Source organism: Janthinobacterium sp. J1-1 (assembly GCF_030944405.1).
Taxonomy (GTDB): domain Bacteria; phylum Pseudomonadota; class Gammaproteobacteria; order Burkholderiales; family Burkholderiaceae_D; genus Janthinobacterium.
This window is the reverse complement of the sequence record NZ_CP132339.1, coordinates 1,043,398-1,066,437: the sequence shown is the minus strand read 5'-3', so window position 1 is coordinate 1,066,437 and position 23,040 is coordinate 1,043,398. Positions and strand designations below refer to the sequence as shown.

27 protein-coding genes are annotated in these 23,040 nt (G+C 63.3%); 10 read left to right on the top strand and 17 right to left on the bottom strand.

Features of this window, described 5'->3' with window-relative positions; all coding sequences use genetic code 11:
- Genes Q8L25_RS04830 through Q8L25_RS04815 form a run of 4 tightly spaced genes read left to right on the top strand, consistent with a single transcriptional unit; the run spans nt 1 to nt 3,032 of the window.
- Nucleotides 1-789 (top strand): SDR family oxidoreductase, encoded by a 789-nt coding sequence (locus tag Q8L25_RS04830; protein WP_308923798.1) that lies wholly within the window; start codon nt 1-3, stop codon nt 787-789.
- Nucleotides 786-1,580, top strand: a complete 795-nt coding sequence (locus tag Q8L25_RS04825) for a biotin--[acetyl-CoA-carboxylase] ligase (RefSeq protein ID WP_308923797.1) — start codon at nt 786-788, stop codon at nt 1,578-1,580. The genes Q8L25_RS04830 and Q8L25_RS04825 overlap by 4 nt, the downstream gene beginning before the upstream one ends.
- A gap of 4 nt (nt 1,581-1,584) precedes the next feature.
- A complete protein-coding gene (locus tag Q8L25_RS04820) occupies nt 1,585-2,331 on the top strand; it encodes a type III pantothenate kinase (RefSeq protein ID WP_308923796.1) in 747 nt (248 codons plus the stop codon).
- A complete protein-coding gene (locus tag Q8L25_RS04815; RefSeq protein ID WP_308923795.1) occupies nt 2,325-3,032 on the top strand; it encodes an SPOR domain-containing protein in 708 nt (235 codons plus the stop codon). Before Q8L25_RS04820 ends, Q8L25_RS04815 begins: the two co-directional genes overlap by 7 nt.
- 3 nt (nt 3,033-3,035) lie before the next feature.
- Here Q8L25_RS04815 and Q8L25_RS04810 read toward each other — a convergent pair whose 3' ends face one another.
- The 6 genes from Q8L25_RS04810 to Q8L25_RS04785 form a co-directional block, all read right to left on the bottom strand.
- Nucleotides 3,036-4,082, bottom strand: a complete 1,047-nt coding sequence (locus tag Q8L25_RS04810; protein WP_308923794.1) for a septal ring lytic transglycosylase RlpA family protein — start codon at nt 4,080-4,082, stop codon at nt 3,036-3,038.
- Nucleotides 4,082-5,197, bottom strand: a complete 1,116-nt coding sequence (gene rodA, locus Q8L25_RS04805) for a rod shape-determining protein RodA (RefSeq protein WP_308923793.1) — start codon at nt 5,195-5,197, stop codon at nt 4,082-4,084. The genes Q8L25_RS04810 and rodA overlap by 1 nt, the downstream gene beginning before the upstream one ends.
- An 8-nt stretch (nt 5,198-5,205) precedes the next feature.
- Complete coding sequence (gene mrdA / locus Q8L25_RS04800) at nt 5,206-7,173, bottom strand: penicillin-binding protein 2 (protein ID WP_308923792.1); 1,968 nt, start codon at nt 7,171-7,173, stop codon at nt 5,206-5,208.
- A 12-nt stretch (nt 7,174-7,185) separates the two neighbouring features.
- The gene (gene mreD / locus Q8L25_RS04795) at nt 7,186-7,698 is read right to left on the bottom strand and encodes a rod shape-determining protein MreD (protein ID WP_308923791.1); all 513 of its coding nucleotides are present in this window, start codon (nt 7,696-7,698) and stop codon (nt 7,186-7,188) included.
- Entirely contained in the window at nt 7,695-8,726 is a 1,032-nt protein-coding gene (gene mreC / locus Q8L25_RS04790; RefSeq protein ID WP_308923790.1) for a rod shape-determining protein MreC, read from the bottom strand. Before mreC ends, mreD begins: the two co-directional genes overlap by 4 nt.
- A gap of 106 nt (nt 8,727-8,832) precedes the next feature.
- Nucleotides 8,833-9,876 (bottom strand): rod shape-determining protein, encoded by a 1,044-nt coding sequence (locus Q8L25_RS04785; protein ID WP_010393186.1) that lies wholly within the window; start codon nt 9,874-9,876, stop codon nt 8,833-8,835.
- 351 nt (nt 9,877-10,227) lie between these two features.
- Between Q8L25_RS04785 and gatC the strand changes: the two genes are divergently transcribed.
- Genes gatC through gatB form a run of 3 tightly spaced genes read left to right on the top strand, consistent with a single transcriptional unit; the run spans nt 10,228 to nt 13,550 of the window.
- Complete coding sequence (gene gatC / locus Q8L25_RS04780) at nt 10,228-10,530, top strand: Asp-tRNA(Asn)/Glu-tRNA(Gln) amidotransferase subunit GatC (RefSeq protein WP_308923789.1); 303 nt, start codon at nt 10,228-10,230, stop codon at nt 10,528-10,530.
- A 54-nt stretch (nt 10,531-10,584) separates the two neighbouring features.
- Nucleotides 10,585-12,066 (top strand): Asp-tRNA(Asn)/Glu-tRNA(Gln) amidotransferase subunit GatA, encoded by a 1,482-nt coding sequence (gatA, locus tag Q8L25_RS04775; protein WP_308923788.1) that lies wholly within the window; start codon nt 10,585-10,587, stop codon nt 12,064-12,066.
- 23 nt (nt 12,067-12,089) lie between these two features.
- Nucleotides 12,090-13,550, top strand: coding sequence for an Asp-tRNA(Asn)/Glu-tRNA(Gln) amidotransferase subunit GatB (gene gatB / locus Q8L25_RS04770; protein WP_308923787.1), 1,461 nt, complete (start codon nt 12,090-12,092; stop codon nt 13,548-13,550).
- 97 nt (nt 13,551-13,647) lie between these two features.
- Here gatB and Q8L25_RS04765 read toward each other — a convergent pair whose 3' ends face one another.
- The 4 genes from Q8L25_RS04765 to Q8L25_RS04750 are packed head-to-tail and all read right to left on the bottom strand — an operon-like array spanning nt 13,648 to nt 15,426.
- On the bottom strand, nt 13,648-14,382 hold the full coding sequence (locus tag Q8L25_RS04765; RefSeq protein ID WP_308923786.1) for an immunity 52 family protein: 735 nt from the start codon (nt 14,380-14,382) through the stop codon (nt 13,648-13,650).
- A 4-nt stretch (nt 14,383-14,386) separates the two neighbouring features.
- Nucleotides 14,387-14,671, bottom strand: coding sequence for a Tox-REase-5 domain-containing protein (locus tag Q8L25_RS04760; RefSeq protein WP_308923785.1), 285 nt, complete (start codon nt 14,669-14,671; stop codon nt 14,387-14,389).
- Nucleotides 14,649-15,005: a DUF4123 domain-containing protein gene (locus Q8L25_RS04755; protein WP_308923784.1), complete on the bottom strand. Its 357-nt coding sequence runs from the start codon at nt 15,003-15,005 to the stop codon at nt 14,649-14,651. Before Q8L25_RS04755 ends, Q8L25_RS04760 begins: the two co-directional genes overlap by 23 nt.
- A gap of 4 nt (nt 15,006-15,009) precedes the next feature.
- Entirely contained in the window at nt 15,010-15,426 is a 417-nt protein-coding gene (locus Q8L25_RS04750; protein ID WP_308923783.1) for a PAAR domain-containing protein, read from the bottom strand.
- Between the two features lie 301 nt (nt 15,427-15,727).
- On the opposite strand from Q8L25_RS04750, the gene Q8L25_RS04745 reads away from it, so the two are divergent.
- A complete protein-coding gene (locus tag Q8L25_RS04745) occupies nt 15,728-16,774 on the top strand; it encodes an oxidoreductase (protein ID WP_308923782.1) in 1,047 nt (348 codons plus the stop codon).
- A 2-nt stretch (nt 16,775-16,776) separates the two neighbouring features.
- On the opposite strand, the gene Q8L25_RS04740 is transcribed toward Q8L25_RS04745, so the two are convergent.
- The 3 genes from Q8L25_RS04740 to Q8L25_RS04730 form a co-directional block, all read right to left on the bottom strand.
- On the bottom strand, nt 16,777-17,247 hold the full coding sequence (locus tag Q8L25_RS04740) for a carboxypeptidase regulatory-like domain-containing protein (RefSeq protein WP_308923781.1): 471 nt from the start codon (nt 17,245-17,247) through the stop codon (nt 16,777-16,779).
- A gap of 25 nt (nt 17,248-17,272) precedes the next feature.
- Nucleotides 17,273-17,464 (bottom strand): YqaE/Pmp3 family membrane protein, encoded by a 192-nt coding sequence (locus Q8L25_RS04735; protein ID WP_308923780.1) that lies wholly within the window; start codon nt 17,462-17,464, stop codon nt 17,273-17,275.
- Between the two features lie 91 nt (nt 17,465-17,555).
- Nucleotides 17,556-18,449, bottom strand: a complete 894-nt coding sequence (locus tag Q8L25_RS04730) for a LysR substrate-binding domain-containing protein (RefSeq protein WP_308923779.1) — start codon at nt 18,447-18,449, stop codon at nt 17,556-17,558.
- A 124-nt stretch (nt 18,450-18,573) separates the two neighbouring features.
- Here Q8L25_RS04730 and Q8L25_RS04725 point away from each other — a divergent pair, with 124 nt between their 5' ends.
- Nucleotides 18,574-19,317, top strand: coding sequence for a sulfite exporter TauE/SafE family protein (locus Q8L25_RS04725; protein WP_308923778.1), 744 nt, complete (start codon nt 18,574-18,576; stop codon nt 19,315-19,317).
- Between the two features lie 6 nt (nt 19,318-19,323).
- Here the strand turns inward: Q8L25_RS04725 and Q8L25_RS04720 are convergent, their stop codons facing one another.
- Together Q8L25_RS04720 and pyrE are read right to left on the bottom strand one after the other, a co-directional pair.
- Entirely contained in the window at nt 19,324-19,650 is a 327-nt protein-coding gene (locus Q8L25_RS04720; protein ID WP_308923777.1) for a phosphotyrosine protein phosphatase, read from the bottom strand.
- Between the two features lie 5 nt (nt 19,651-19,655).
- Nucleotides 19,656-20,318, bottom strand: a complete 663-nt coding sequence (gene pyrE / locus Q8L25_RS04715; RefSeq protein ID WP_308923776.1) for an orotate phosphoribosyltransferase — start codon at nt 20,316-20,318, stop codon at nt 19,656-19,658.
- A gap of 107 nt (nt 20,319-20,425) precedes the next feature.
- On the opposite strand from pyrE, the gene Q8L25_RS04710 reads away from it, so the two are divergent.
- Nucleotides 20,426-21,202: an exodeoxyribonuclease III gene (locus Q8L25_RS04710; protein WP_308923775.1), complete on the top strand. Its 777-nt coding sequence runs from the start codon at nt 20,426-20,428 to the stop codon at nt 21,200-21,202.
- A gap of 3 nt (nt 21,203-21,205) precedes the next feature.
- On the opposite strand, the gene Q8L25_RS04705 is transcribed toward Q8L25_RS04710, so the two are convergent.
- Together Q8L25_RS04705 and Q8L25_RS04700 are read right to left on the bottom strand one after the other, a co-directional pair.
- A complete protein-coding gene (locus tag Q8L25_RS04705) occupies nt 21,206-22,093 on the bottom strand; it encodes an RluA family pseudouridine synthase (RefSeq protein ID WP_308923774.1) in 888 nt (295 codons plus the stop codon).
- A 4-nt stretch (nt 22,094-22,097) separates the two neighbouring features.
- Nucleotides 22,098-23,006, bottom strand: coding sequence for a M48 family metallopeptidase (locus Q8L25_RS04700; protein WP_308923773.1), 909 nt, complete (start codon nt 23,004-23,006; stop codon nt 22,098-22,100).
- Nucleotides 23,007-23,040 lie beyond the last annotated feature (34 nt).

Below are 23,040 nucleotides of genomic sequence, written 5' to 3'. Positions count from 1 at the left end.
ATGCAGCGAATCTTCATCACCGGCGCGTCGAGCGGCCTGGGCGCCGCGCTGGCGCGCCAGTACGCCAGCGAAGGCGCGCAACTTGGCCTGCTGGCGCGGCGCGGCGAGGCGCTCGACCAGCTGATCGCCTCCCTGCCCCAGCCTCAACTGCACCGCGCCTACGCCGTCGATGTGTGCGACCACGCCGCCGTCAGGCAGGCGGCCGACGCGTTTCTGGCCGATGCCGGGCGCATCGACGTCGTCATCGCCAGCGCCGGCGTCTCGGTGGGCACCCTGACCGAACACGCGGAGGACCTGTCGGTGTTCGAGCGGGTCTTGGCCATCAACGTCACCGCCACCGTCGCCACCTTTGCCCCCTTTATCGCCGCCATGAAAGGGCAAGGCGGCGGCCGCCTGGTCGGCATCGCCAGCGTGGCCGGCATCCGCGGCTTGCCGGGCGCCGAAGCCTACAGCGCGTCGAAGGCGGCCGTGATCAGCTACTGCGAATCGCTGCGCCTGGAACTCAAATCCTCGGGCATCCGGGTCGTCACCATCACGCCCGGCTATATCGACACGCCGATGACGCGCCACAACGCCTACCGCATGCCGTTCCTGATGCCGGCCGCAGCCTTTGCCCAGCGCGCCGCGCGCGCGATTGCCGACGGCGACAGCTACCGCGTGATCCCCTGGCAGATGGGCGTGGTGGCCAAGCTGCTGCGCCTGCTGCCCAATGCCGTCTACGACCTGGCGTTTGCCAACGCCCCCCACAAAGCCCGCCAGCCGTCGGCGGGCAAGCCACCACTTCCATGACTTCTCATCTTGACCTGAACAGCGCGGCCATCGCCGCCCTTTGCGCCACCGGCGCATCCCACGTCGCCATCGAGGTGGTCGCCGAAACCGGCTCGACCAATGCCGACCTGCTGGCGCGCTGCGCGCAGCTGGCCGGTGCTACCTTGCGCATCGCCGGCCAGCAAACGGCGGGCCGCGGCCGCGCGGGCCGGCCGTGGCTGTCGCAGGCCGACGCCAGCCTGATGTTCTCGCTGGCCTGGCGTTTCAAGGGGCCGTTGCCCGCCATGGTCGGCTTGCCCCTGGCCGTCGGCGTGGCGCTGGCCGAGACCATGGGCTCGCTGGGCGTACCGGTGCAACTCAAATGGCCGAACGACCTGATCAAGGACGGCAGCAAGCTGGCCGGCATCCTGGTCGAAACCCGGCAGGCTCAAGACGGCGGCGTATGGGCCGTGATCGGCTGCGGCATCAATCTGACCATGCCCGATGCGCTGGAACAGCAGATCGGGCGCAGCGTGTCGGCCGTGCCCTGGCTGGCGCAGATGGAACGCAACGCCCTGGTCGCCGCCTTGCTCAGCCGGCTGGCCGGCGTGCTGGCCGAATTCGACGATACCGGTTTCGCGCCGTTTACGGAGCGCTGGAACGCCCTGCACGCCTGGCAGGGCCGGGAAGTGAAAATCCTCGACAACGGCCAGCTGCTGCAACAGGGCATCGCCGCCGGCGTCGACCAGCTGGGCCGGCTGCTGCTGGCGACCGAGGGCGGCCTGGTGGAGATCATGTCCGGCGACGTCTCCTTGCGCCTGGCGCAGGAGTAAGCGCATGCTACTGCTGATCGACGCGGGCAATACGCGCATCAAATGGGTACTGGTGGCGCCCGATGCGCCGCTGGGCGGCTGGCTGGCCAGCGGCGCGGTGGCGCATGCGCAGCTCGATACCCTGGGCGCTCAGTGGGCGCCACTGCCGATCACCGGGGCGCTGCTGTCGAATGTGGCGGGTGCCGCCATCGCCGCACGCCTGCGCGCCATGCTGCCAGTCGCGCCGCGTGATTTTGTCTCGCTGCCGCAGCTGGCCGGCGTGAGCAACGGCTACCGCAACCCGGCCCAGCTCGGTTGCGACCGCTTTGCCGCCGCCATCGGCGCGCGCGCGCTGGCGCCGGATCAAGCCGTGATCGTCGCCAATTGCGGCACCGCCACCACCATCGACGCCCTCACCGCCGAGGGCGTGTTTTTGGGCGGCATGATATTGCCGGGACTGGGCCTGATGGCCAGTTCGCTGGCGCGCAATACGGCGCAGCTGCCGCAGATTGCCGATATGGCCCCGCTGCCGGCCGGTTTTGCCGACAATACCGACGACGCGATTCTTTCCGGCTGCCTGGCGGCGCAAACGGGCGCCATCGAGCGCGCCGTGCGCATGCATGGCGCGCAAGCCTGTCTGCTGTCGGGCGGCGCCGCGCCACGCATCGCCCCAGCGCTGGCATTGCCGTTTCAACTGGTGGACAATATCGTCATGCTCGGCCTGCAGACGGCGGCCAGCGCAAACCGTGCGCAAGGAACACAACCATGCTGAAATTCGTCTTCTGGCTGCTGGCCGCCATCAATCTGCTGGTACTGGCCATCGGCCAGGGCTACCTGGGCAGCTTTCGCACCGAAACGCGTGAACCGGCGCGCCTGAAAAACCAGCTGCACGCCGAAAAAATCACCCTGCTGACGCAAGCCCAGGCGACCGCGCCAGCCGAAGCGGCAACACCGGCGGCGGCCACAACTGCGCCAGTACCGGTGCCGGCCCCAGCCGCTGCGCCGCAGGTGTTCGCCTGCACCGAAGTGGGCAACTTCGTGCTGGCGGACGCGCGCAAGTTCGAAGCCAGGCTCGAACCTTTGGAGCTGGGCGAGCGCCAGTCGCGCCGCAACGTGGCTGGCCAGGATATTTCCAGTTATATGGTGTTCATTCCGCCGCAGGGCAGCAAGGAAGGCGCCGACCGCAAGGCCGGTGAACTCAAGCAGCTGGGCGTGACGAATTACTTCATCATGGGAGAAGGCAGCCCGCAGCGCTGGGGCATTTCGCTGGGCGTCTTCAAGTCGGAAACCAGCGCGCAAAGCCATCTGGCCTCGCTGCAGAAACAGGGCGTGCACAGCGCCCGCGTGGCGCCGCGCTACAGCTCCAGCAAGCAGCTCGCCTACCAGTTCCGCAACCTCGACGCGGCCACGCGTTCGCGGCTGGCCGAGATCACGAAACAGTTCGACGAGCAGGAACTGCGCAGCTGCAAGTAAAACCTAGCGTTCGATCACGATCGGCTTGACGCCGGCCGATGCCGGCAGGCTGGCCGCCGCGCGCGCCGCATCGGCGCGGCTGGTGAAGGGGCCGCCGTACAGGCGGAACAGGGAACCTGCCTGCACCACGCCCAAGGTACCGAGCGTGGTTTCATACGGAACCAGCTGCGCGCGGCCCGCCTCCGCATTGTCCGCACGCGAATAGGCGCCCAGCTGCAGATAAAAACCGATGGCCAGCGCGCTGGGCGCGGGCGCCGCCACGGTCGCGTCGACCGCTGACAGCGCGGTGATTTCCGGCTGCACCACGGTGCCCATTTCCGGTTCGCTGTCGTCAGGGGTCTCGATCGACCTGGCCACCACCGACGGCACCGGTTTCGGCGCCACGCGGGCGGCCAGGATGGCGTCGATCTCGGCCGGCAGCAGCCGCTCGACCACCACCTGGTGGCTGCCCTTGCGCAAAAAGCCCAGTTTCAGCGCGGCCGTGTACGACACGTCGATCACGCGCGTGGCGTGGAACGGTCCGCGGTCGTTGATGCGCACGATCACCTGTTCGCCGCTGTCGATGCTGGTCACGCGCGCATACGACGGAATCGGCAGGGTCGGATGGGCCGCCGTCATCTTGTACATATCGTAGATTTCGCCCGACGAGGTGCGCTGGCCATGGAATTTCTTGCCATACCAGGTGCCCGTGCCGCGCTGCGTAAACGGTTCGTTGTCGGTGATCGGCGTATACGTCTTGCCGAACACGACGTAGGGACGGTTCGAGCGCGTCGAATACGGTTCGTTGCGCAATTCCGCATCGGGCACGTCGCGCAGGTTGGCGGGAGGATTGTCGCCCGGGCCGTCATCCTTGTAATAGCCGCCACGGCCGGAACCGGCGGCCGGCAAGGCCGGCAGGGTCGGGTCCTGGCGCACGGGAATCTTGACCTTGCCAGCGCGCGGCATGCTGACATTGTCCGGCTTTTGCGGCGCCGTGCCGCAGGCGGCCAGGGTCAGCAGGACGGCCAAACCGAGGCCACGGGCGCAGATGGTGTCGAGGGGCGCGCGCATCAGGTCTGCACCAGCTTGCGGTGGCGCTGTATGCTCATCAGGATGCCGGTGGCCACGCCCAGCGTGATCAGGGCGGTGCCGCCATAGCTGAGGAAAGGCAGGGGCACGCCGACCACCGGCAGGATGCCACTGACCATGCCCATGTTGACGAAGGCGTAAGTAAAGAAAATCATGGTAATCGCTCCTGCCAGCAGGCGAGTGAAAAAACTGGGGGCATTGGCGGCGATCATCAGGCCGCGGCCCACCAGCAGCAAATACATCAGCATCAGGACCAGGTTGCCGGCCAGGCCGAATTCTTCGGAATACACGGCGAAGATGAAATCGGTGGTGCGTTCCGGCACGAACTCCAAGTGGGCCTGGGTGCCATGCGTCCAGCCCTTGCCCGTCATGCCGCCCGAGCCGATGGCGATGATGGACTGGATGATGTGAAAGCCCTTGCCCAACGGGTCCTTGGTGGGGTCGATCAGCATCATCACGCGGTCGCGCTGGTAGTCATGCAGGTGCGACCAGGCGATCGGCAGGTAGCAGCTGATGGCAATCGCCAGCCCCAGCATGATCCGCCACGGCAGGCCGGCCAGGAAAATCACCGTAAAGCCGGCCGCCACCACCAGCAGCGACGTACCCAGGTCGGGCTGGCGCGCGATCAGGTAGACGGGCGCCAGCAGCAGCACGGCGGCAATCGCGAACGACTGCCAGCGCAGCGAACCCGCATTGTGCTGGAAGAACCAGGCCAGCATCAGCGGCGCGGCGATCTTCAAAAATTCCGACGGCTGGATATCGATCACGCCGATATGCAGCCAGCGCCGCGCGCCCAGCTTGATGGTGCCGAACAGCGCCACCGCAATCAGGAGCAGTACCGCGATCGTATACGCGGGCACGGCGATGCGCATCATCATCTGCGGCGTCACGTTGGCCGTCAGCCACATCACGAAAAAGCACAGCACGATATTGCGCAGGTGGTCTTCGATCTTGCCGGGGATACCGAGGCTGGCCGACGCCAGGGTCAGCAAACTGGTGGCCAGCAGCATCAGGATGATCAGCATCAGCGGCGGATCGAATACCGCCAGATAGGGTTTGGCGCGCCGCCACAGCGAGCGCCTTTCGTTAATGGACATGCATTTCCTTATTGCGTCGCAGGCGGCGCGCCGGCCTGCTCGTCGGTGATTTCTTCGAGGGTGCGCACTTCGTCGACGTCTTCCTTCGGCACCTTGGTGGTGTCGCGGTCCTTTTCGCCCGGACGCTTGCCCAGCAAGTAGTAATCGAGCGCCTTGCGCGCGATCGGTGCGGCCACGCCGGCGCCAAAGCCGGCGTTTTCCACCACGATGGCCATCGCGATGCGCGGCTTGTCGGCCGGCGCAAAGGCGGTAAACAAGGCGTTGTCGCGCAGCCGTTCGGCCAGCAGCTTGGCATTGTACTTCTCGTTTTTCTTGATACCCACCACCTGCGCCGTACCGGTCTTGCCGCCCACCGTGTATTGCACGCCGGTGAAGATGCGCGCGGCCGTGCCGCCCGCTTCGCTGGTCACGCCGACCATGGCGCGCTTGATGGTGTCGATGTTTTCCTGCTTCAAAGGGATGCGGTAGCTTTCCTTGGGCACCGTCAGGGTACGCGCACGGGTGGCGGCGTCTTCGATGATCTTGACCAAGTGCGGCTTCATCACCACGCCGTTATTGGCCAGGGTGGCCGTCGCGTGGGCGATCTGCAGCGGGGTGTAGGAGTTGTAGCCGGAGCCGTTGCTGACCGAAATCGTGTCGCCGCCCACCCATTTCTTTTGCTGCGCCGTCTTGAAACGGTTGCGCTTCCATTCCGTCGAGGGCAGCACGCCGGTCTTTTCGTTATTCAGGTCGATGCCGGTCAGCTGGCCGAAACCGAACGGCTTCATGAAGTCGTGGATGGCGTCGATACCCATGTCGCGGCCCAGCTGGTAATAATAGGTGTTGCAAGAGACGACAATCGACTTGTGCATGTCGACCGTGCCGTGGCCGCCGACCTTGTCGTCCCTGAACATATGGCCGCCCAGCATGAAGAAACCGGGGTCGGAGATAGCCTGGCTGGGCGTGCGCTTGCCCAGTTCCAGCGCCGCCAGCGCCATGAAGGGCTTGAAGGTGGAACCGGGCGCATAGGTGCCGGACAATGGCCGGTTGACCATCGGCCGGTCCAGCGAGGTATTGAGTTCGTTCCAGCTTTGCTGGTCGATGCCATCGACGAACAGGTTCGGGTCGTAGCCGGGCTTGGAGACATACGCCAGGATATCACCGGTGGCCGGGTCGATCGCCACGGCCGCGCCGCGCCATTCGCCGAAGGCCTCTTCCATCACTTTTTGCAGCTCGATGTCGATCGACAGGACCAGGTTATTGCCGGGTACGGCCGCCGTGCGCGACAGGGTGCGCATGGCGCGCCCGCCGGCCGACACTTCCACCTCTTCATAGCCGGTGGTGCCGTGCAGCTGCTTTTCGTAGCTTTTTTCCAGGCCCTCTTTGCCGATGTGGTCGGTGCCGTTGTAGTTGGCGGCGTCGTCGCCCTCTTCCAGCGCCTTCGATTCATTGCGGTTGATGCGGCCGATAAAGCCCACCACGTGCGAAGCCACTTCGCCCATCGGATACTGGCGGAACAGGCGCGCCTGCACCTCGACGCCGGGAAAGCGGAAGCGCTGCGCCGAGAAGCGCGCCACTTCCTCGTCGGTCAGGCGGGTGCGCAGCGGCACGCTGACGAAATTTTTCGATTCTTCCAGCAGTTTCTTGAAGCGGCGGCGGTCCTTGATGTCGATCTGGACCAGGGTGCCCAGTTCATCGATCACCGAATCCAGACTGGCGCTCAGCTTGGACGGCGTGATTTCCAGCGTAAACGCCGAATAATTGCGCGCCAGGACCACGCCGTTGCGGTCCAGGATCAGGCCGCGCGTGGGCACGATGGGCACCAGCGCGATGCGGTTGTCCTCGGCCTTGGTGGCATAGTCTTCATGCTTGATCACCTGCAGCCAGATAAAGCGCGCCAGCAGCAGCGAAAAGCAGACAAAGACCAGCGCGCCCAGTATCGTCAGGCGCAGCCGGAAGAAATGCAGTTCGCGCTCGGTGTTTTTAAGTTCGGTCATCGCGGGTCAAGGTCAGATCGGCCGGTTATGGTCGCGGTCCACGGCGCGGCGCTGTGGCGCCAGCAGCATCCAGGTAATGATTGGCCACAGGATCACGGCGATAAAGCTCTCGATGAAATTGAGCCAGCCAGGAAAGCGGCCCGACACGATCAGCCGCGTCACCAGTTGCAGCGCCTGTGTCAGCAGCAGCAGCGGCAGCACATGCAGCGCCTGCGTCATGATCGGGAACCACAGCACGCGGCGGTGCATCATGATGGCGAAATAGGACAGCAAGGTATAGGCCAGCGCATTTTCGCCCAGCAGGGTCGAATCGTGCACGTCCATCATCAGGCCCATGAAAAAGGCCACGCCGATGCCGACCTTGCGCGGCTGGTGGATGCCCCAGAACACCAGCACCAGCGCGACAAAATCGGGCACGCCGACGAAATGGCCCCAGGGCAGCAGGTTCAGCAGGAACGCGCACAGCAGCGAAAAGCCGATGAACAGGGGGCTGACCGGCAGCAGGATGTAATGCGGGCGGTTCATCGTGTCGCCTCGGTGGTCGGGTTGGCAGGGGCGGCGGCAGGCGGCTTGGCGGCCGGCGCCGCAGCGGGCGTAGCGGCGGGTGCGCCAGCAGCCGGCGTAGGGGTGGCCGGCTTGGCCGTATCCTTGATCGGCGCCATCTTGCCGGCGATCTTGCGGCCGACCTTGATTTCTTCGACCGGTGGACGCGGCGGAATATCGGGCGAGCTGGTCAATATCAGCAGCTGCGTGTTGCGCTCGATGCCAGCCAGCGGCTGGCACACCACGCGGCCGAACGGACCATGCGCATTGCGCTCGACCAGGGTCACGCGCGCCACGGCCAGGCCGGCCGGGTACAGGCCGTCCAGGCCCGACGTAATCACGATATCGCCGATCTGGATGTCGGCGGTCGGCTCCGTGAAGCGCAATTCCATGGTGCCGGACTTGCCGCGGCCATAGGCCACGCTGCGCACGCCGTTGCGCAGCAGCTGCACGGGAATCGCCTGCTCTTCATCGGTCAGCAGGGTCACTTCCGAGGTAAACGGAAACACGCGCGTGACCTGGCCGACCACGCCCAGGTTGTCGATCACGGGCCGGCCCAGTTCCACGCCATGCTGGATGCCGCGGTCGAGCACGATCTTGCGGGTGGCCGAATCGCGCGTGTCGTACAGGATTTCGGCCAGCATGGATTTCACCGGCACGCGCTCGCGCGCTTCCATCAACTTGCGCAGATGGTTGTTTTCCACGATATTGAGCTGCGCCTGCTGCAGGATCTGCGCCGAGGCGATCTGTTCGTGCTTGAGGTCGCGCACCTGTTTTTCCAGCGCCGACAGCGAGGAAAAATACGTGCCGACACCGAGCGCCACGTCGCGCGGCACCAGCGCCGCCATCTGCACCGGATACAGCACGGTGCCGACCGCCTGGCGCACGGCGGTCAGCGCATGCATGCGCGAATCGACCAGCAGCAAGGCGATCGAAATGCCGGCGAACACCATCATCTTGACGCGGGCGGAGGCGCCCTGTTTGAAAAGTGGCGGAGGACTGTATTCCATGACTTCCAATAATCAGGCCAGGCGCAGTGCGCCAACGTGCGGGCCCCGGCCTCACGCCGGCGCCAAAACCAACGCCGGAAACCCGCTTTCCGGCCCGTTGATCCGATTACTCGTAGGAAAAGATCGAGCCGAGCTTGTCCATGCGTTCCAGCGCCATGCCGGAACCGCGCACCACGCAGGTGAGCGGGTCTTCGGCCACCAGTACCGGCAGGCCGGTTTCTTCCATCAGCAGGCGGTCCAGGTCGCGCAGCAGCGCGCCGCCGCCGGTCAGCATCATGCCTTTTTCGGCGATGTCGGCGCCCAGTTCCGGCGGCGTCTGTTCCAGCGCGTTTTTCACGGCCGAGACGATATTGTTCAGCGGGTCGGTCAGCGCTTCGAGGATTTCGTTGGACGAAATGGTAAACGAGCGCGGGATGCCTTCGGACAGGTTGCGGCCCTTGACTTCCATCTCTTTCACTTCCGAACCGGGGAAGGCCGAACCGATGGCCTTCTTGATCGCTTCGGCCGTCTGTTCGCCGATCAGCATGCCGTAGTTGCGGCGGATGTAATTGACGATGGCTTCGTCGAACTTGTCGCCGCCGACGCGCACGGAGCCCTTGTAGACCATGCCGCCCAGCGAAATGATGCCCACTTCCGTGGTGCCGCCGCCGATGTCGACCACCATCGAGCCGGTCGCTTCCGACACGGGCAGGCCGGCGCCTATGGCCGCAGCCATCGGCTCTTCGATCAGGTAGACCTGCGAAGCGCCGGCGCCCAGCGCCGATTCGCGGATCGCGCGGCGTTCCACCTGGGTCGAGCCGCACGGCACGCAGATGATGATGCGCGGCGACGGACGGAAGAATTTCGAGTCATGCACCATGCGGATGAACTGCTTGAGCATCTGTTCGGTGACGGTGAAGTCGGCGATCACGCCATCTTTCATCGGACGGATCGCTTCGATATTGCCCGGTACCTTGCCCAGCATCTGCTTGGCTTCCTTGCCGACCGCCTGGATGGTTTTCTTGCCATTCGGGCCGCCTTCCTGGCGGATCGCGACGACCGACGGTTCGTCCAGGACGATGCCCAGGCCGCGTACATAGATCAGAGTGTTGGCCGTGCCCAAGTCAATGGCCAGATCGGTGGAGATATACCTGCGTAAAAAACCAAACATGAGTGTCCTGTAGCGCATCGAGCTGCGCAAAAGCTGTTTATGGGGAGTTTCAAAGCGGGCGCTTTCAGGCTCCTTCGAAAACCCATACGGGCGTTTTTCGGCGGTTCGCTTGGCGCTTGCGCAATCGTTTCTATGCTGCGGCAGCAGTCCATCGGCGCCGGCAACGCATTAACCCGCCATTCTACCTTATAATTTGAATGCGATTTGCCCAAAAACCATGGAAAAGTGCGACCCCGGCCGCCGCAAGTTAGGCGGCATTCCCGAGTTTTTGTGAGCAAAAGAGCAGTAAATACCCGCGCTTTATCAAAGCGCCAACTTAAATACTATGAGCGTCCCCGCGCGCCTTTCGCCATGTCCCTGACACTCTCCGATGTAAAACGCATTGCCCATTTGGCACAACTTGACATGGCCGACGACCAGGCCGCCACGTCACTGGAACAATTGAACAAAATTTTTGCGCTGGCAGAACAAATGCAGGCCGTCAATACCGACGGCGTGGCGCCGCTGAGCCACCCGCTGGCCGCCCATATGGACAATATCGCGCTGCGCCTGCGCGAAGACCAGGCCACCGAAACCAACCACCGCGACGACTACCAGGCGATGGCGCCGAAAGTCCAGGATGGCCTGTACCTGGTGCCCAAAGTGATCGAATAATCATCGGCGACCACTGCGCCCTGTCCTCCTGTCGAATATCAGAATAGAAACGCCATGCATACAAAATCCATCAAACAGCTGTCCGCGCTCTTGCAGAACAAGGAAATTTCCGCCGTGGCACTGGCGACGCATTTCCTCGACCGCATCGAAGCCGACGGCTCGAACGCCTTTTTGCACGTCGACCGTGCGCTGACCCTGGCACAGGCCGAAGCGGCCGACGCGCGCATCGCCGCCGGCACCGCCACCGCCCTGACCGGCGTGCCGATCGCGCACAAGGACTTGTTTGTCACCAAAGGCTGGCGCACCACGGCCGGCTCGAAAATGCTGGCCGACTACGTCAGCCCGTTTGACGCCACGGTGGTGGAAAAATGCCTGGCGGCCGGCATGGTCAGCCTGGGCAAGGTCAACTGCGACGAATTCGCCATGGGTTCCGGCAATGAGAACTCGGCCTTCGGCGCCGTGAAGAATCCGTGGGACGCGACTGCCGTACCGGGCGGCTCGTCCGGCGGGTCGGCCGCCGCCGTCGCCGCGCGCCTGACGCCGGCCGCCACCGGCACCGATACGGGCGGCTCGATCCGCCAGCCGGCCGCTTTTTGCGGCATCACCGGCATCAAGCCCACCTATGGCCGCGTGTCGCGCTTCGGCATGATCGCGTTTGCCTCCTCGCTGGACCAGGGCGGCCCGATGGCGAAAACCGCCGAAGACTGCGCGCTGCTGCTGAACGTGATCGCCGGTTTCGACGAGCGCGATTCGACCAGCCTGACGCCGGAACAGGGCGGCGTGGCCGAAGACTTTACGCGCAGCCTGGATCAACCCCTCACAGGTTTGCGCATCGGCGTGCCGCGCGAATACTTCGGCGACGGCCTGGCCAAGGACGTGGAAGCGGCCGTGCGCGGCGCGCTGGCGCAATACGAGCAACTGGGCGCCACCCTGGTCGATATCTCGCTGCCGAACACGGCGCTGTCGATTCCCGCCTACTACATGATCGCGCCGGCCGAAGCCTCGTCCAACCTGTCGCGCTATGACGGCGTGCGCTACGGCCACCGTGCCAGCGCCTACAAGGACCTGCAGGACATGTACAAGAAAAGCCGCGCCGAAGGCTTTGGCGCCGAGGTCAAGCGCCGCATCATGGTCGGCACCTATGTGCTGTGCCACGGTTACTACGACGCCTACTACCTGAAGGCGCAAAAGATCCGCCGCCTGATCGCGCAGGACTTCGACGCGGTATTGAACGGCCCGAACGCGGTATGCGACGTGATCATGGGACCGGTCGCACCGACCGTGGCCTGGGACCTGGGCGACAAGACCGACGACCCGGTGGCGAACTACCTGGCCGACATCTACACCCTGTCGACCAGCCTGGCCGGCCTGCCCGGCATGTCGGTCCCGTGCGGCTTCGGCGACGGCGAGAAAAACAGCCGGCGCCCGGTCGGCCTGCAAATCATCGGCAATTACTTTGGCGAGGCCCGGCTGCTGAACGTGGCCCACCAGTTCCAGCTGGTGACGGACTGGCACACGCGCGCCCCAGGCGTTTAACTAAAAAAAGAAGCGAGAACACTATGCAATGGGAAGTCGTCATCGGTCTTGAGAACCACGTGCAGCTCACGACCGACTCCAAAATTTTCAGCGGTTCGCCGATCAAGTACGGCGCCGAGGCCAACACCCAGGCCAGCCCGGTCGACCTGGCGCTGCCGGGCGTGCTGCCGGTGATGAACAAGCAGGCGGTCGACCGCGCCATCCGTTTCGGCCTGGCCGTGGGCGCCACCGTCGCGCCGCATTCGGTCTTCGCGCGCAAGAACTATTTTTACCCGGATTCGCCCAAGGGCTACCAGATCAGCCAGTTCGAAGATCCGGTGGTGATCGGCGGCGCGCTGACCTTCGGCTATGAAAAGGATGGGCAATTCGTCACCAGGACCGTCAACCTGACGCGCGCCCACCTGGAAGAAGACGCCGGCAAGTCGCTGCACGAAGACTACGCCGGCATGAGCGGCATCGATCTGAACCGCGCCGGCACGCCGCTGCTGGAGATCGTTTCGGAACCGGAAATTCGCAGCGCCGCCGAAGCCGTGGCCTACGCCAAGGCCCTGCACTCGCTGGTGATGTGGCTCGGCGTCTGCGACGGCAACATGCAGGAAGGCTCGTTCCGCTGCGACGTCAACGTCTCGGTGCGCCCGGTCGGCCAGACGGAATTCGGCACCCGCTGCGAAATCAAGAACCTGAACTCGTTCCGCTTTATCGAAGAAGCCGTGCACGTCGAAGTGCGCCGCCAGATCGAACTGATCGAAGACGGCGGCAAGGTGGTGCAGGCCACGCGCCTGTACGATCCGGACCGCAAGGAAACGCGCGAAATGCGCAGCAAGGAAGACGCCCAGGACTACCGCTACTTCCCGGACCCGGACCTGCCGCCACTGGTCATCTCGCCCGAGTGGATCGCCCGCGTGAAAGCCGACATGCCGGAACTGCCGGCCGCCATGCGCGCGCGCTTCATCAGCGAATACGCGCTGCCCGAGTACGACGCGCTGGTGCTGACGCAGTCGAAAGCGATGGCCACCTATTTCGTCGCCGTGGTCGACAAGGCCGGCAAGGACAACGCCAAGGCCGCCGCCAACTGGCTGATGGGCGACGTCGCCTCGACCGTCAACCGCGAAGGCACGGACCTCGATGCGGCGCCGGTCTCGCCGGCCCAGCTGGCCGCCATGCTCAAGCGTATCGCCGACGGCACGATTTCCAACAAGGCCGCAAAAGAAGTCTTCGCCGGCATGTGGGAAGCGAAGTCCAGCGATGAAAACCTGGTCGACACCATCATCGAGGCCAAGGGCCTGAAACAGATCTCGGACTCGGGCGCCCTGGAAGCGATCGTCGACGAAGTGCTGGCAGCCAACGCCAAGTCGGTCGAGCAGTACCGCGCCGGCAAGGAAGCGGCCATCAATGCGCTGATCGGTCAGGCCATGAAGGCGTCTAAAGGCAAGGCCAACCCGGCCCAGCTGACGGAACTGCTGAAGGCCAAGCTGGCCGGTTAAACTGGGCAGCCTCTAAAGCCAAGTGCGACACCTTCTCATGAAGGTGTCGCCATGCATGGCTGAAAATTTTCGCGCGAACAGAACGCGTTGTCGTGCGTCAAATATCGACATAGCGTGGCAGCAAGTCCTGATCGACCAGACGAATTTCAATGGCATTGGCGATCTTGACGTGCTCGGGATTCTCATCAGAAAAAGGCTCGTCGGTGACGCTGACGATGATAGTGCCGATCTGCTGGTCTTTGCCTTGCTCGCCCACCGCCATCACGGGCACCAGGGCTCGGGCTTCCGGCACTTGCTGGACCGTCAGTACACGCGGCAGGTACAACATCCAGCCTACACCTGGACGATCCTTGAAGACTTGTTTTTTAAAATACTGATTACGTGCTACCGTGATAAAGGCCGGCCGCAGAGACCCCGCGATTATGGACAGGAGCTCTTTTACCCCATCAATACCAAGCCGTTTCACGCCTTGACCGTGATCGCTGATCCGGAAGGTCCGGGCGGGCCAATCGCTGTCGCTGAATCCAAGCGCCATGGTCGCGCCATCATCGTCGCCGAGCTCGCCATTCCAGGCGCTGAGAAATCGGGATGTCTCACCCTTGAATTCGGTCTCGAGTACGGCTTCGGCCACTGTCGTGAGCTCTCCCGACGCATCGAAAACCGGATAAAGAAACGACTTTGCTTCTGTATCTTGCGATAGAAACCAGTTTTTCCCAAATGCCGCAGTTTTATTCAAAAACTGGACAATGATAGCGATTTCCTCAAGGTTGGGTCGGAAAGCAAGGGAAGTGCGCGTTGCATCGCGCTTATAGGAAACATTGATTATTGTCATATAATTATGGGACGTAGTAGGTAGTAATCCCCAACGCAGCTAATTTGGGTTCCATATATTCGTAAGCATAGGGCGTTTGGAAATACCATTTCAGCGAGGCCGGCGGGTTACGCCTGACAATCTTTGACTGGTCCGTGGCCTGCTTTAATTCCATCCTCAGGAAAATATTTTCTTGAAAATCGTATTTAAATTTACCGCTTGCCTTAAAAAACTGGTCATAATCCGCTTTCGCTTCCTGTAACAAGCATAAACGGGATTGGAAGCCGTCAAAATCCTTGCCTGCAAACACCCAAGGAAACCACTGATCCGGGCCTGATAATCACGCGCGGCGGGCCACCAAGGTCCTGTACGGTAAATAGCCAGGTAACGGAAGGACTCTCTTGCTCCAATGCGGCCAGCTCTTCAAGAAAAGAAGGCACCGATCTCGCCAAATCCACCAACCAGGGGCCTGCATGCGCAAGCGCAGCGTCGGCTGTGCCGGTAAATAGCGGGTAGCGCGTCGCATCCTCCGTCATGCGCGTTTGGCGGTGTGTCTCATATTGAACACCGTCGACCAGTGCGTACAAGCACAGCGCCGAATGATGTTGCTGAAGCTGGTTCAGGCGTTCCAGGACGTCGATCAATATATTACTCCCGGATAAAGGTGGTCGCGCCAGCGGCCGCCGCAGACACCAAGCATTCGAGGCAAATGCCGGAGTCGGTATTTGCGGCAATCTTGCCGGCAGCTTCCGTCATCTCGTTCGCATCGACATCAGCCGGGTCGCCAAGGCTGGACTGGTCCAACCAGATCGTCGTGATCTGTCCGGATATAAGCCTGGCGCCGCAGGCGGTCGTGTCCAGGTGCCGGGCATAACCCTTGCCTGATCCGTCGACCAGGTCGTCGGCGGCAGAGTTGATCGGGAATGTCCCCTTGCATTTGGGGCATACGGTCATGTCGCCCATCCTGGCCACATACTTGCCGTTGATATCGACTGTCATGTCGGCACTGATCACGGTGCCACCATGATCGGTCTTGTCGCCAAGTACGATGAGCGGACGGGCCATTTGCTCCTCCTGACATTTGAAAATACACAGGCTGAAAGTTTAAATAGTGCCCCTGGCATGGACTTGTTCAAAAAATTGAAGCATGGCATTAATATAAGACGCGTCCCGTTCGCTGCGTAGGGCAAACAGTATGGCCTGGAGGGGGTGAACAATGTGGTCTCCGGCCAAGCACCGTCGTAGCAAACAGAGCATAGGCGGCATCGCTTTTTGAGCCAAGCATGATGCGGACGTAGCGTCGCGATACTGTGTGCGTCCGCTTGCAGGTATGATCATGGCATCTTTCACGCACAGTAAATCAGCCATGAACAAAATCAAAACCGGCCTGGTCGGCTACGGCTTTGCCGGCTCCACCTTCCACGCTCCCGTCCTGTCCACCATCGATGCCCTGGAACTGGCTGCCGTCGCTTCCAGCAAGCCCGACCTCGTGCACAAGGACTGGCCGCACGCCACCGTGTATGCCGATCCGGCCCAGCTGTTTGCCGATGCCTCGATCGAACTGGTCGTCATCGCCGCGCCCAACGAAGCGCATTTCGGCCTGGCGCAGGCGGCGCTACAGGCAGGCAAGCATGTGGTGGTCGACAAGCCGTTCACGATTACCAGCGCCCAGGCGCAGACGCTGATCGCCCTGGCCAAAGAACGCAAGCTGGTGCTCAGCGTGTACCACAACCGCCGCTGGGATGGCGATTTCCTCACCTTGCAATCGCTGCTGGCGCAGGGCACCCTGGGCCGCGTCACCAGTTTTGAGTCGCATTTCGACCGCTTCCGGCCCGAGATCCGCCAGCGCTGGCGCGAGTCCGCCGCACCCGGTGGCGGCCTGCTGTACGACCTGGGGCCGCATATGCTGGACCAGGCGGTGCAGCTGTTTGGCACACCCGAAAAAATTTACGCCGATATCGTGCTGCAGCGCGACGGCGCCGAAGCGGTCGACTACATGCATATCGTGTTGTATTACGACCGCTTGCGCGTGGTGCTGCAGGCAGGCTGCCTGGTCAAGGCGCCGACGGCGCGTTTTGCCGTGCATGGCGACCAGGGCAGCTTCGTGAAATTCGGCCTCGATCCGCAGGAAGACGCGTTAAGGGCGGGCGGCAGGCCAGGCCAGCCGGGCTGGGGCCAGGATGGCGTGCGCGGCGCGCTGCACCTGGGCACGCAGCCCGATGGCCAGTTCGACCATCTGGACCTGCAGCCGGGCCGCTACCAGGATTTTTACCAGGACATGGCCGACGCCATCCGCGAAGGCAAACCGGCGCCGGTGGCGGCCGAGGATGCACTGCTGACCATCAGGCTGATCGAACTGGCGCTGCAAAGCTCAAGCGAAGGCCGCGTGCTGAACGTGTCCGCTGCGGCGTAATATCAGGAAGCGTTCTGGTTGGTGCCGGCCGGCCAGACCAGTTCCACTTTCGCCGAACTGCCGGCCTTGACCTGCACCTTGCGCTCCAGCGTCTTGCCCGCCAGCGTGGCGCGCAGGCGGTAGCTGCCGGGCGCCAGCCGCGCCAGCAGATACGGGCCGGTGGCGGTGACGTCCAGCGCCAGCGCGCCTTTCGCGTCGTGGATTTGCAGCTTCACGTCCGAGGCAAACTGGGCGCGCCCATCGGCCTGCACGGAAAACACCAGGCTCAATGGCCACTGGCCGCTGGCGCTCTTGATGGCCGTCGATTCATCGAGGCCAATGCCACCCGTCAGGTATTCCACCGCGCCGCTTTTCTGCACCGCCGGCAGCGCGCCTTCAGCTTGCGCATGGGCCGGCACCTGCAGCATCACGGCAGACAACACGATCGCATTCAGTACAGCGGTCGCGCCTAGGGCGAATCGATGGCTTTGCATAAGAGGCTCCTCAGGTCAGATGGGCTTAATACCGGCGCGTGGCGTCGGCGATCTTCTGGTCGGTCTTGAACTGGCTCAGTGCATACACGGCCCAGATGGCGGCCGGCAGCCAGCCGATCAGGGTGATCTGCAGGATCAGGCAGATGATGCCGGCGATAGGGCGGCCGATGGTGAAAAAGGTCAGCCATGGAAGAATCAGGGCAATCAATAAGCGCATGGTGGTTTCCTTGTTTTGTACTGTGTAAAACTTATTATAGGCGTGCCGCAACGCCGTGTCCGCGCGCCATCGCACACTAGGCATCGCATCATTAGAACTTCAGATGCTCGATCAGCTGGCGCGCGTACAGCGGCAGTTCGCTGAACTGGCGCACGCAGATGGTCAGGTTGCGCACCGACCAGGGGTCAAGCAAGGACATGCAGCGCAGCGCCATCGTCTGCTGGCAGCGGCGCGCGGCCGCCTGCGGCACCACAGCGACACCCACGCCGCTGGCCACCATGCGGCAGACGGCGTCGAAACTGCGCAGGCGCACGCGCATTTTCAATGGCCGTCCCAGGCGCGCCGCATGCAGGCCCAGGTACTGCTGCAGCGCGCTGTCGTCGGCCAGGCCGATAAAGTCATGGCCGAGCAGGCTGGCAAAATCGACGGCGTCCGCGTTGCCGATGGCGCGCTGATGCATGCCGTCCGCCGCCGCAATCGCCACCAGCCGGTCGGGCCGGAACAAAAACGTCTGCAAGCCGCGCAGGTCGACCGAATCGGAGACGATGCCCATGTCGGCCAGCCCCTCCGAGACTCCCTTGACGATATCGTAGCTGAGGCGCTCTTCCAGGTCGATGGTCAGATTCGGATGACGGTCCAGGAAAGTACCCAGCGCTTCGGGCAGGAATTCGCTGAGCGCCGAGGTATTGCACAGCAAACGCAGCTGCCCTTTCAGGCCGTGCGCAAATTCACCGAGGTCGCCGCGCAGCTTGTCCATCTGCTGCAACACCAGCCGCGCATGGTGCAGCAGGGTCTGCCCGGCCGGCGTCGCCGCCACGCCGCGCCGTCCGCGCAGCAGCAGCGCCATGCCCAGCGCGTCTTCCATGCCGCGCACGCGGGCGCTGGCCGACGCCAGCGCCAGATGGCTGCGCGCGGCGCCCGCCGTCAGGCTGCCCTCTTCCACCACGTGGACGAACAGCTGCAAATCAACCAGGTCAAAACGCATGGCCACCTCCTGCCGCCATCTTATCAGCCTTCGTTTGAGACTGAGGCTGGCGCTGCGAAATCGCGCTGTTCACAATCGCGCCTGGCGCGCAGAATCTCGCCACGTTCATTCTGATTGATACACCATGCAGACTTCCTTTTTACTGGCCGTCGGCGCCAGCTTTATCCTCGCTGGCTTCGTCAAGGGCGTAGTGGGCCTGGGCTTGCCGACCGTGGCCATGGGCCTGCTCAGCCTGGCCATGCCACCGGTGCAGGCCGCGGCCCTGCTGATCGTGCCGTCGATGGTGACCAATCTGTGGCAGCTGGCGGCCGGCCCTGGCGTAATGCTGCTGCTGCGCCGGCTATGGCCGCTGCTGGCCTGGACCATGGCCGGCACGCTGCTGGGCGGCGCGCTGCTGCCGACGGATGGCGGTACGTGGGCAGTGGTGGCGCTGGGCGTGGCATTGATGGCGTATGCGCTGGCGGGACTATGTTCGCTGCGGCTGACGATACAGCCGCGCCATGAAGGCTGGCTGGCGCCCTTGATCGGCGCGCTGACCGGGCTGGTGACGGCGGCCACCGGCGTATTTGTGATTCCCGCCGTGCCGTATCTGCAGGGATTGGGACTCAAGCGCGATGAACTGGTGCAGGCGCTGGGCATGGCGTTTACCGCGTCGACCGTGGCGCTGGCCGCCAGCCTGGCACTGCACGGCGATTTTCATATGGGCGACGCCCAGGCTTCCGCTTATGCGCTGCTGCCCGCGCTGGGCGGCATGCTGGCCGGCCAGTGGCTGCGCGGACGCATCGCGCCGGAGCTGTTCAAAAAGTGCTTTTTTACCGGCCTGTTCGTACTGGGCCTGCATTCGGCGCTCAAACCCTGGCTGGGTTAAACAACATCAATCCAGGCCAAGGATGGACGCGACCGACGATTCGAGCTGCTCGACCAGTTCCGGCTGCATGAACCGATAGTCGTCGGGAATATCGAGCACGTGGATGGTTTTGCCCTCGAGCAGCCGGCCGAACTGCGCGCGCAGGCGCGACTGGTGCTTTTCTTCCATCACGAAGATGATCTCGCACCAGGCCACATCCTGCTCGCTGACGGGATGGCGCGCATTCGAACTGGTGCCGCCCGAGCGCACCGACAGCGCGGGATGGCGGCGCCATACCCGCTCCGCCGTCGGGCTGCGCCACTGGTTGCGGCTGCAGACAAACAGGACGTTCAAGGGCCTCAGATGCCGTAGCGCGTGCGATACGCGGAAACTGCTTCCTTGTGCTTCAGCAGTTCCGGGTCGGCGCCCGCGCCGTTCAGGTAGCCGAACAGGTCGTCCAGGTTGCCGATCGAGATAACGGGAATGCCATACTGTTTCGACACTTCCTGCACCGCCGAGCTGGGCGACAGCTGGCCGTCCGGGCCCGAGCGTTCCATGCGGTCCAGTGCGATCAGCACGGCGCACGGTTCGGCGCCGGCGGCGCGTATCATGTCCACCGATTCGCGCACCGAGGTGCCGGCCGAGATCACGTCGTCAATAATGACGACTTTGCCTTGAAGCTTGGCGCCGACGATCGTGCCGCCTTCGCCATGGTCCTTGGCTTCCTTGCGGTTGAAGGCGAACGAGGTGTTGCGGCCCTTGCCGGCCAGCGCCACGGCGGTGGCCGAAGCCAGGGTGATGCCCTTGTAGGCGGGACCGAACAGCATGTCGAATTCAACGCCCGAATCGAGCAGGGTCTGCGCGTAGAACTGGGCCAGTTCGGCCAGGGTGGCGCCGTCATGGAACAGGCCCGCATTGAAGAAGTACGGCGACTGGCGGCCGGCCTTGGTGGTGAACTCGCCGAACCGCAAGACTCCCTTGGATACCGAAAACGCGATAAACTGCTGGCGTAAATTATTCACATGAGCCTCATTTTTTAAAAGTGCCTGTATTTTAATCCGCGCGCACCGGCGAGACAATCGCCATGCCGCGCCGCCCCTTGCGGCCCGCGCCCTTTCGACTGCCCTGTATGCCAAAAATTATCTCCGCCAACCTGAACGGCATCCGTTCCGCCGCCAAAAAAGGCTTTTTCAACTGGATGGGCACGCAAACGGCCGACTTCATCTGCGTGCAGGAACTGAAGGCGCAACTGCCCGACATGACGCCGGAATTCCTCAATCCGCACGGCTATCATGGCCATTTTCACTATGCCGAAAAGAAGGGATATTCCGGCACCGGTGTCTACAGCAAGGTGGAGCCGGACGCCGTGCACATCGGCTTCGGCTGCCCTGAATTCGACGCCGAAGGCCGCTACGTGCGCTGCGACTTCGGCAGTCTGTCGGTGATTTCCGTCTACTGCCCGTCCGGCTCGTCCGGCCCCGAGCGCCAGGAAGCCAAGTTCCGCTTCATGGAAGTGTTCCTGCCCCATCTGCTGCAGCTCAAGGCGCTGGGCCGCGAAGTGGTCATCTGCGGCGACTGGAATATCGCCCACCACGAGATCGACCTGAAAAACTGGAAGGGCAACAAGAAGAATTCGGGCTTCCTGCCGGAAGAGCGCGCATGGCTGACGCGCGTGTTCGATGAAGTGGGCTTTGTCGACGTGCACCGCGGCCTGGACAAGCGTGAAGACCAATATACGTGGTGGAGCAACCGTGGCCAGGCCTACGCCAAAAACGTCGGCTGGCGCATCGATTATCACGTCGCCACGCCCGGCATCGCGGCCCAGGCGCATACGGTCAGCGTGTACAAGGACGAGAAGTTTTCGGACCATGCACCGTTGATTATCGATTACACGGTCCGGACGTAAATTTCACAAACTGCGCCGGCTCTCGAAGCGGCGCATCTGGCCCGTCAAGGGATCGGTAAAACCGATGGCACGCGCCAGCAGCTGCAAGGGCTGCGACATGTCGTCTTCCTTGCACGGCAGCGCCACCGGATAAAACGCGTCGTTGACGATGGGGATGCCCAGCGCGGCCAGGTGCACGCGCAGCTGGTGCTTGCGGCCCGTATGCGGCTGCAAGCGGTAGAGATTGAACTCGCCACGCTCTTCGATGATGTCGATGATGGTTTCCGAGTTCGGCTCACCCGCTTCCTCGCGCATGATGAAAAACTTGTCGCCGTCAACCATGCGGCTGCGGTAGGTAAACGGAAAATCGCGGCCGTGCAGGCGCGGCGCCAGCGCTTCATAGACTTTATGGATTTCACGGCGCTGGAACAGGGTCTGGTAGGCGCCGCGGCTGGCCTGTCGGCGTGAAAAAATCACCACGCCGGCCGTCTCGCGGTCCAGGCGGTGGATCGGCGTCAGCTCGGGATTGTCCAGCTTTTTCTTCAGCCGCGTCAATAACGTCTCGTGCACGAAGCGCCCGCCGGGGGTCATCGGCAAAAAATGCGGCTTGTCGACCACCACCAAGTGCTCGTCTTCGAACAATATCTGTTCCTGGAACGGGATCGGCGTCTCGCGTTCCAGTTCGCGGTAGTAAAAAATGCGCATGCCGCGCCGGAACGGACTCGCTGGCGACAGTGACTCACCATCGCCATTGACCACTTCGCCGCGCGCCATGCGCTCCTGCCACTGCGCGGCGCCGACCTGCGGGTAGCGCTCGACGAGAAACGCCAGCATGTCGGGCCACTGCCCTTGCGGCAGCCACAGGTAACTGGCCGCCACGCCGTCGCGCATGGGCAGTGGAGAGGCCGTCATCTCCTTAGCGCGAGGCGACGGCGTTGCTGCGGTAGGCCGGCAAGTCGTTGACGGACACGCCTTTGGTACGTGCGTACAGCGGCAGCACCTGCGCCATATGGCTGTTCATCTGCGCGATGCGGTCCTTGCCCGACGGGTGGGTCGACAGGAATTCCGGTGGCGCGCCCTTGTTCAGCGCGGCCATTTTCTGCCACAGGATGACGCCGGCGCGCGGGTCGAAACCGGCGCGCGCGGCCAGGTCCATGCCGATCAGGTCCGCTTCGCGTTCGTCGTCGCGCGAGAACTTCAGCATCACGCCCTGCGCCGCCATATTGGTGGCGGTGCCGGTGATGTTCGGGTCCACGCCCAGCCAGGCCGACAGGCCGGCACCGACCAGCTTCGAGCCGACGGCGGCCAGGTTGCCCTTGCCGGCCTGCGCCTGCGAGTGTTCGCGCAGCGCATGCGAAATTTCATGGCCCATGACGATGGCCACTTCGTCGTCGGTCAGGTTCAGCTTGGTGATAATGCCGCTGTAGAAAGCGATCTGCCCGCCCGGCATGCAAAAGGCGTTGACCTGGTCGGAATTGAGCAGGTTGACCTGCCAGTTCCAGCTGGAGGAAGCGTCGTTCCAGCGCGTGGCGAACGGGATGATGCGCTGGGCGATCGCGCGCAGGCGCTTGACCTGCGGGTCGCTGTCGGGCACCAGCGCATTTTTTTCCCTGGCTTCGTTGACCAGCTGCGTATATTGCTGCTTCGATTGTTCATTGAAATCGACGCCGCCGGCAAACATGCGCGTGCTCGACAAGGGACGCACCTTGATGCCGTCCTGGACCACGGCCTGTTGCGACAGGGCCGGCAGCGGCGCCAGTACAGCCGCAGCGCACAGGCTGGCGGCGATCGTAAAACGTTTGAACGAGTTGGGGTAGTACGTCATTTGGGAAGCCTCCGTGAAACAATGTTATACATTA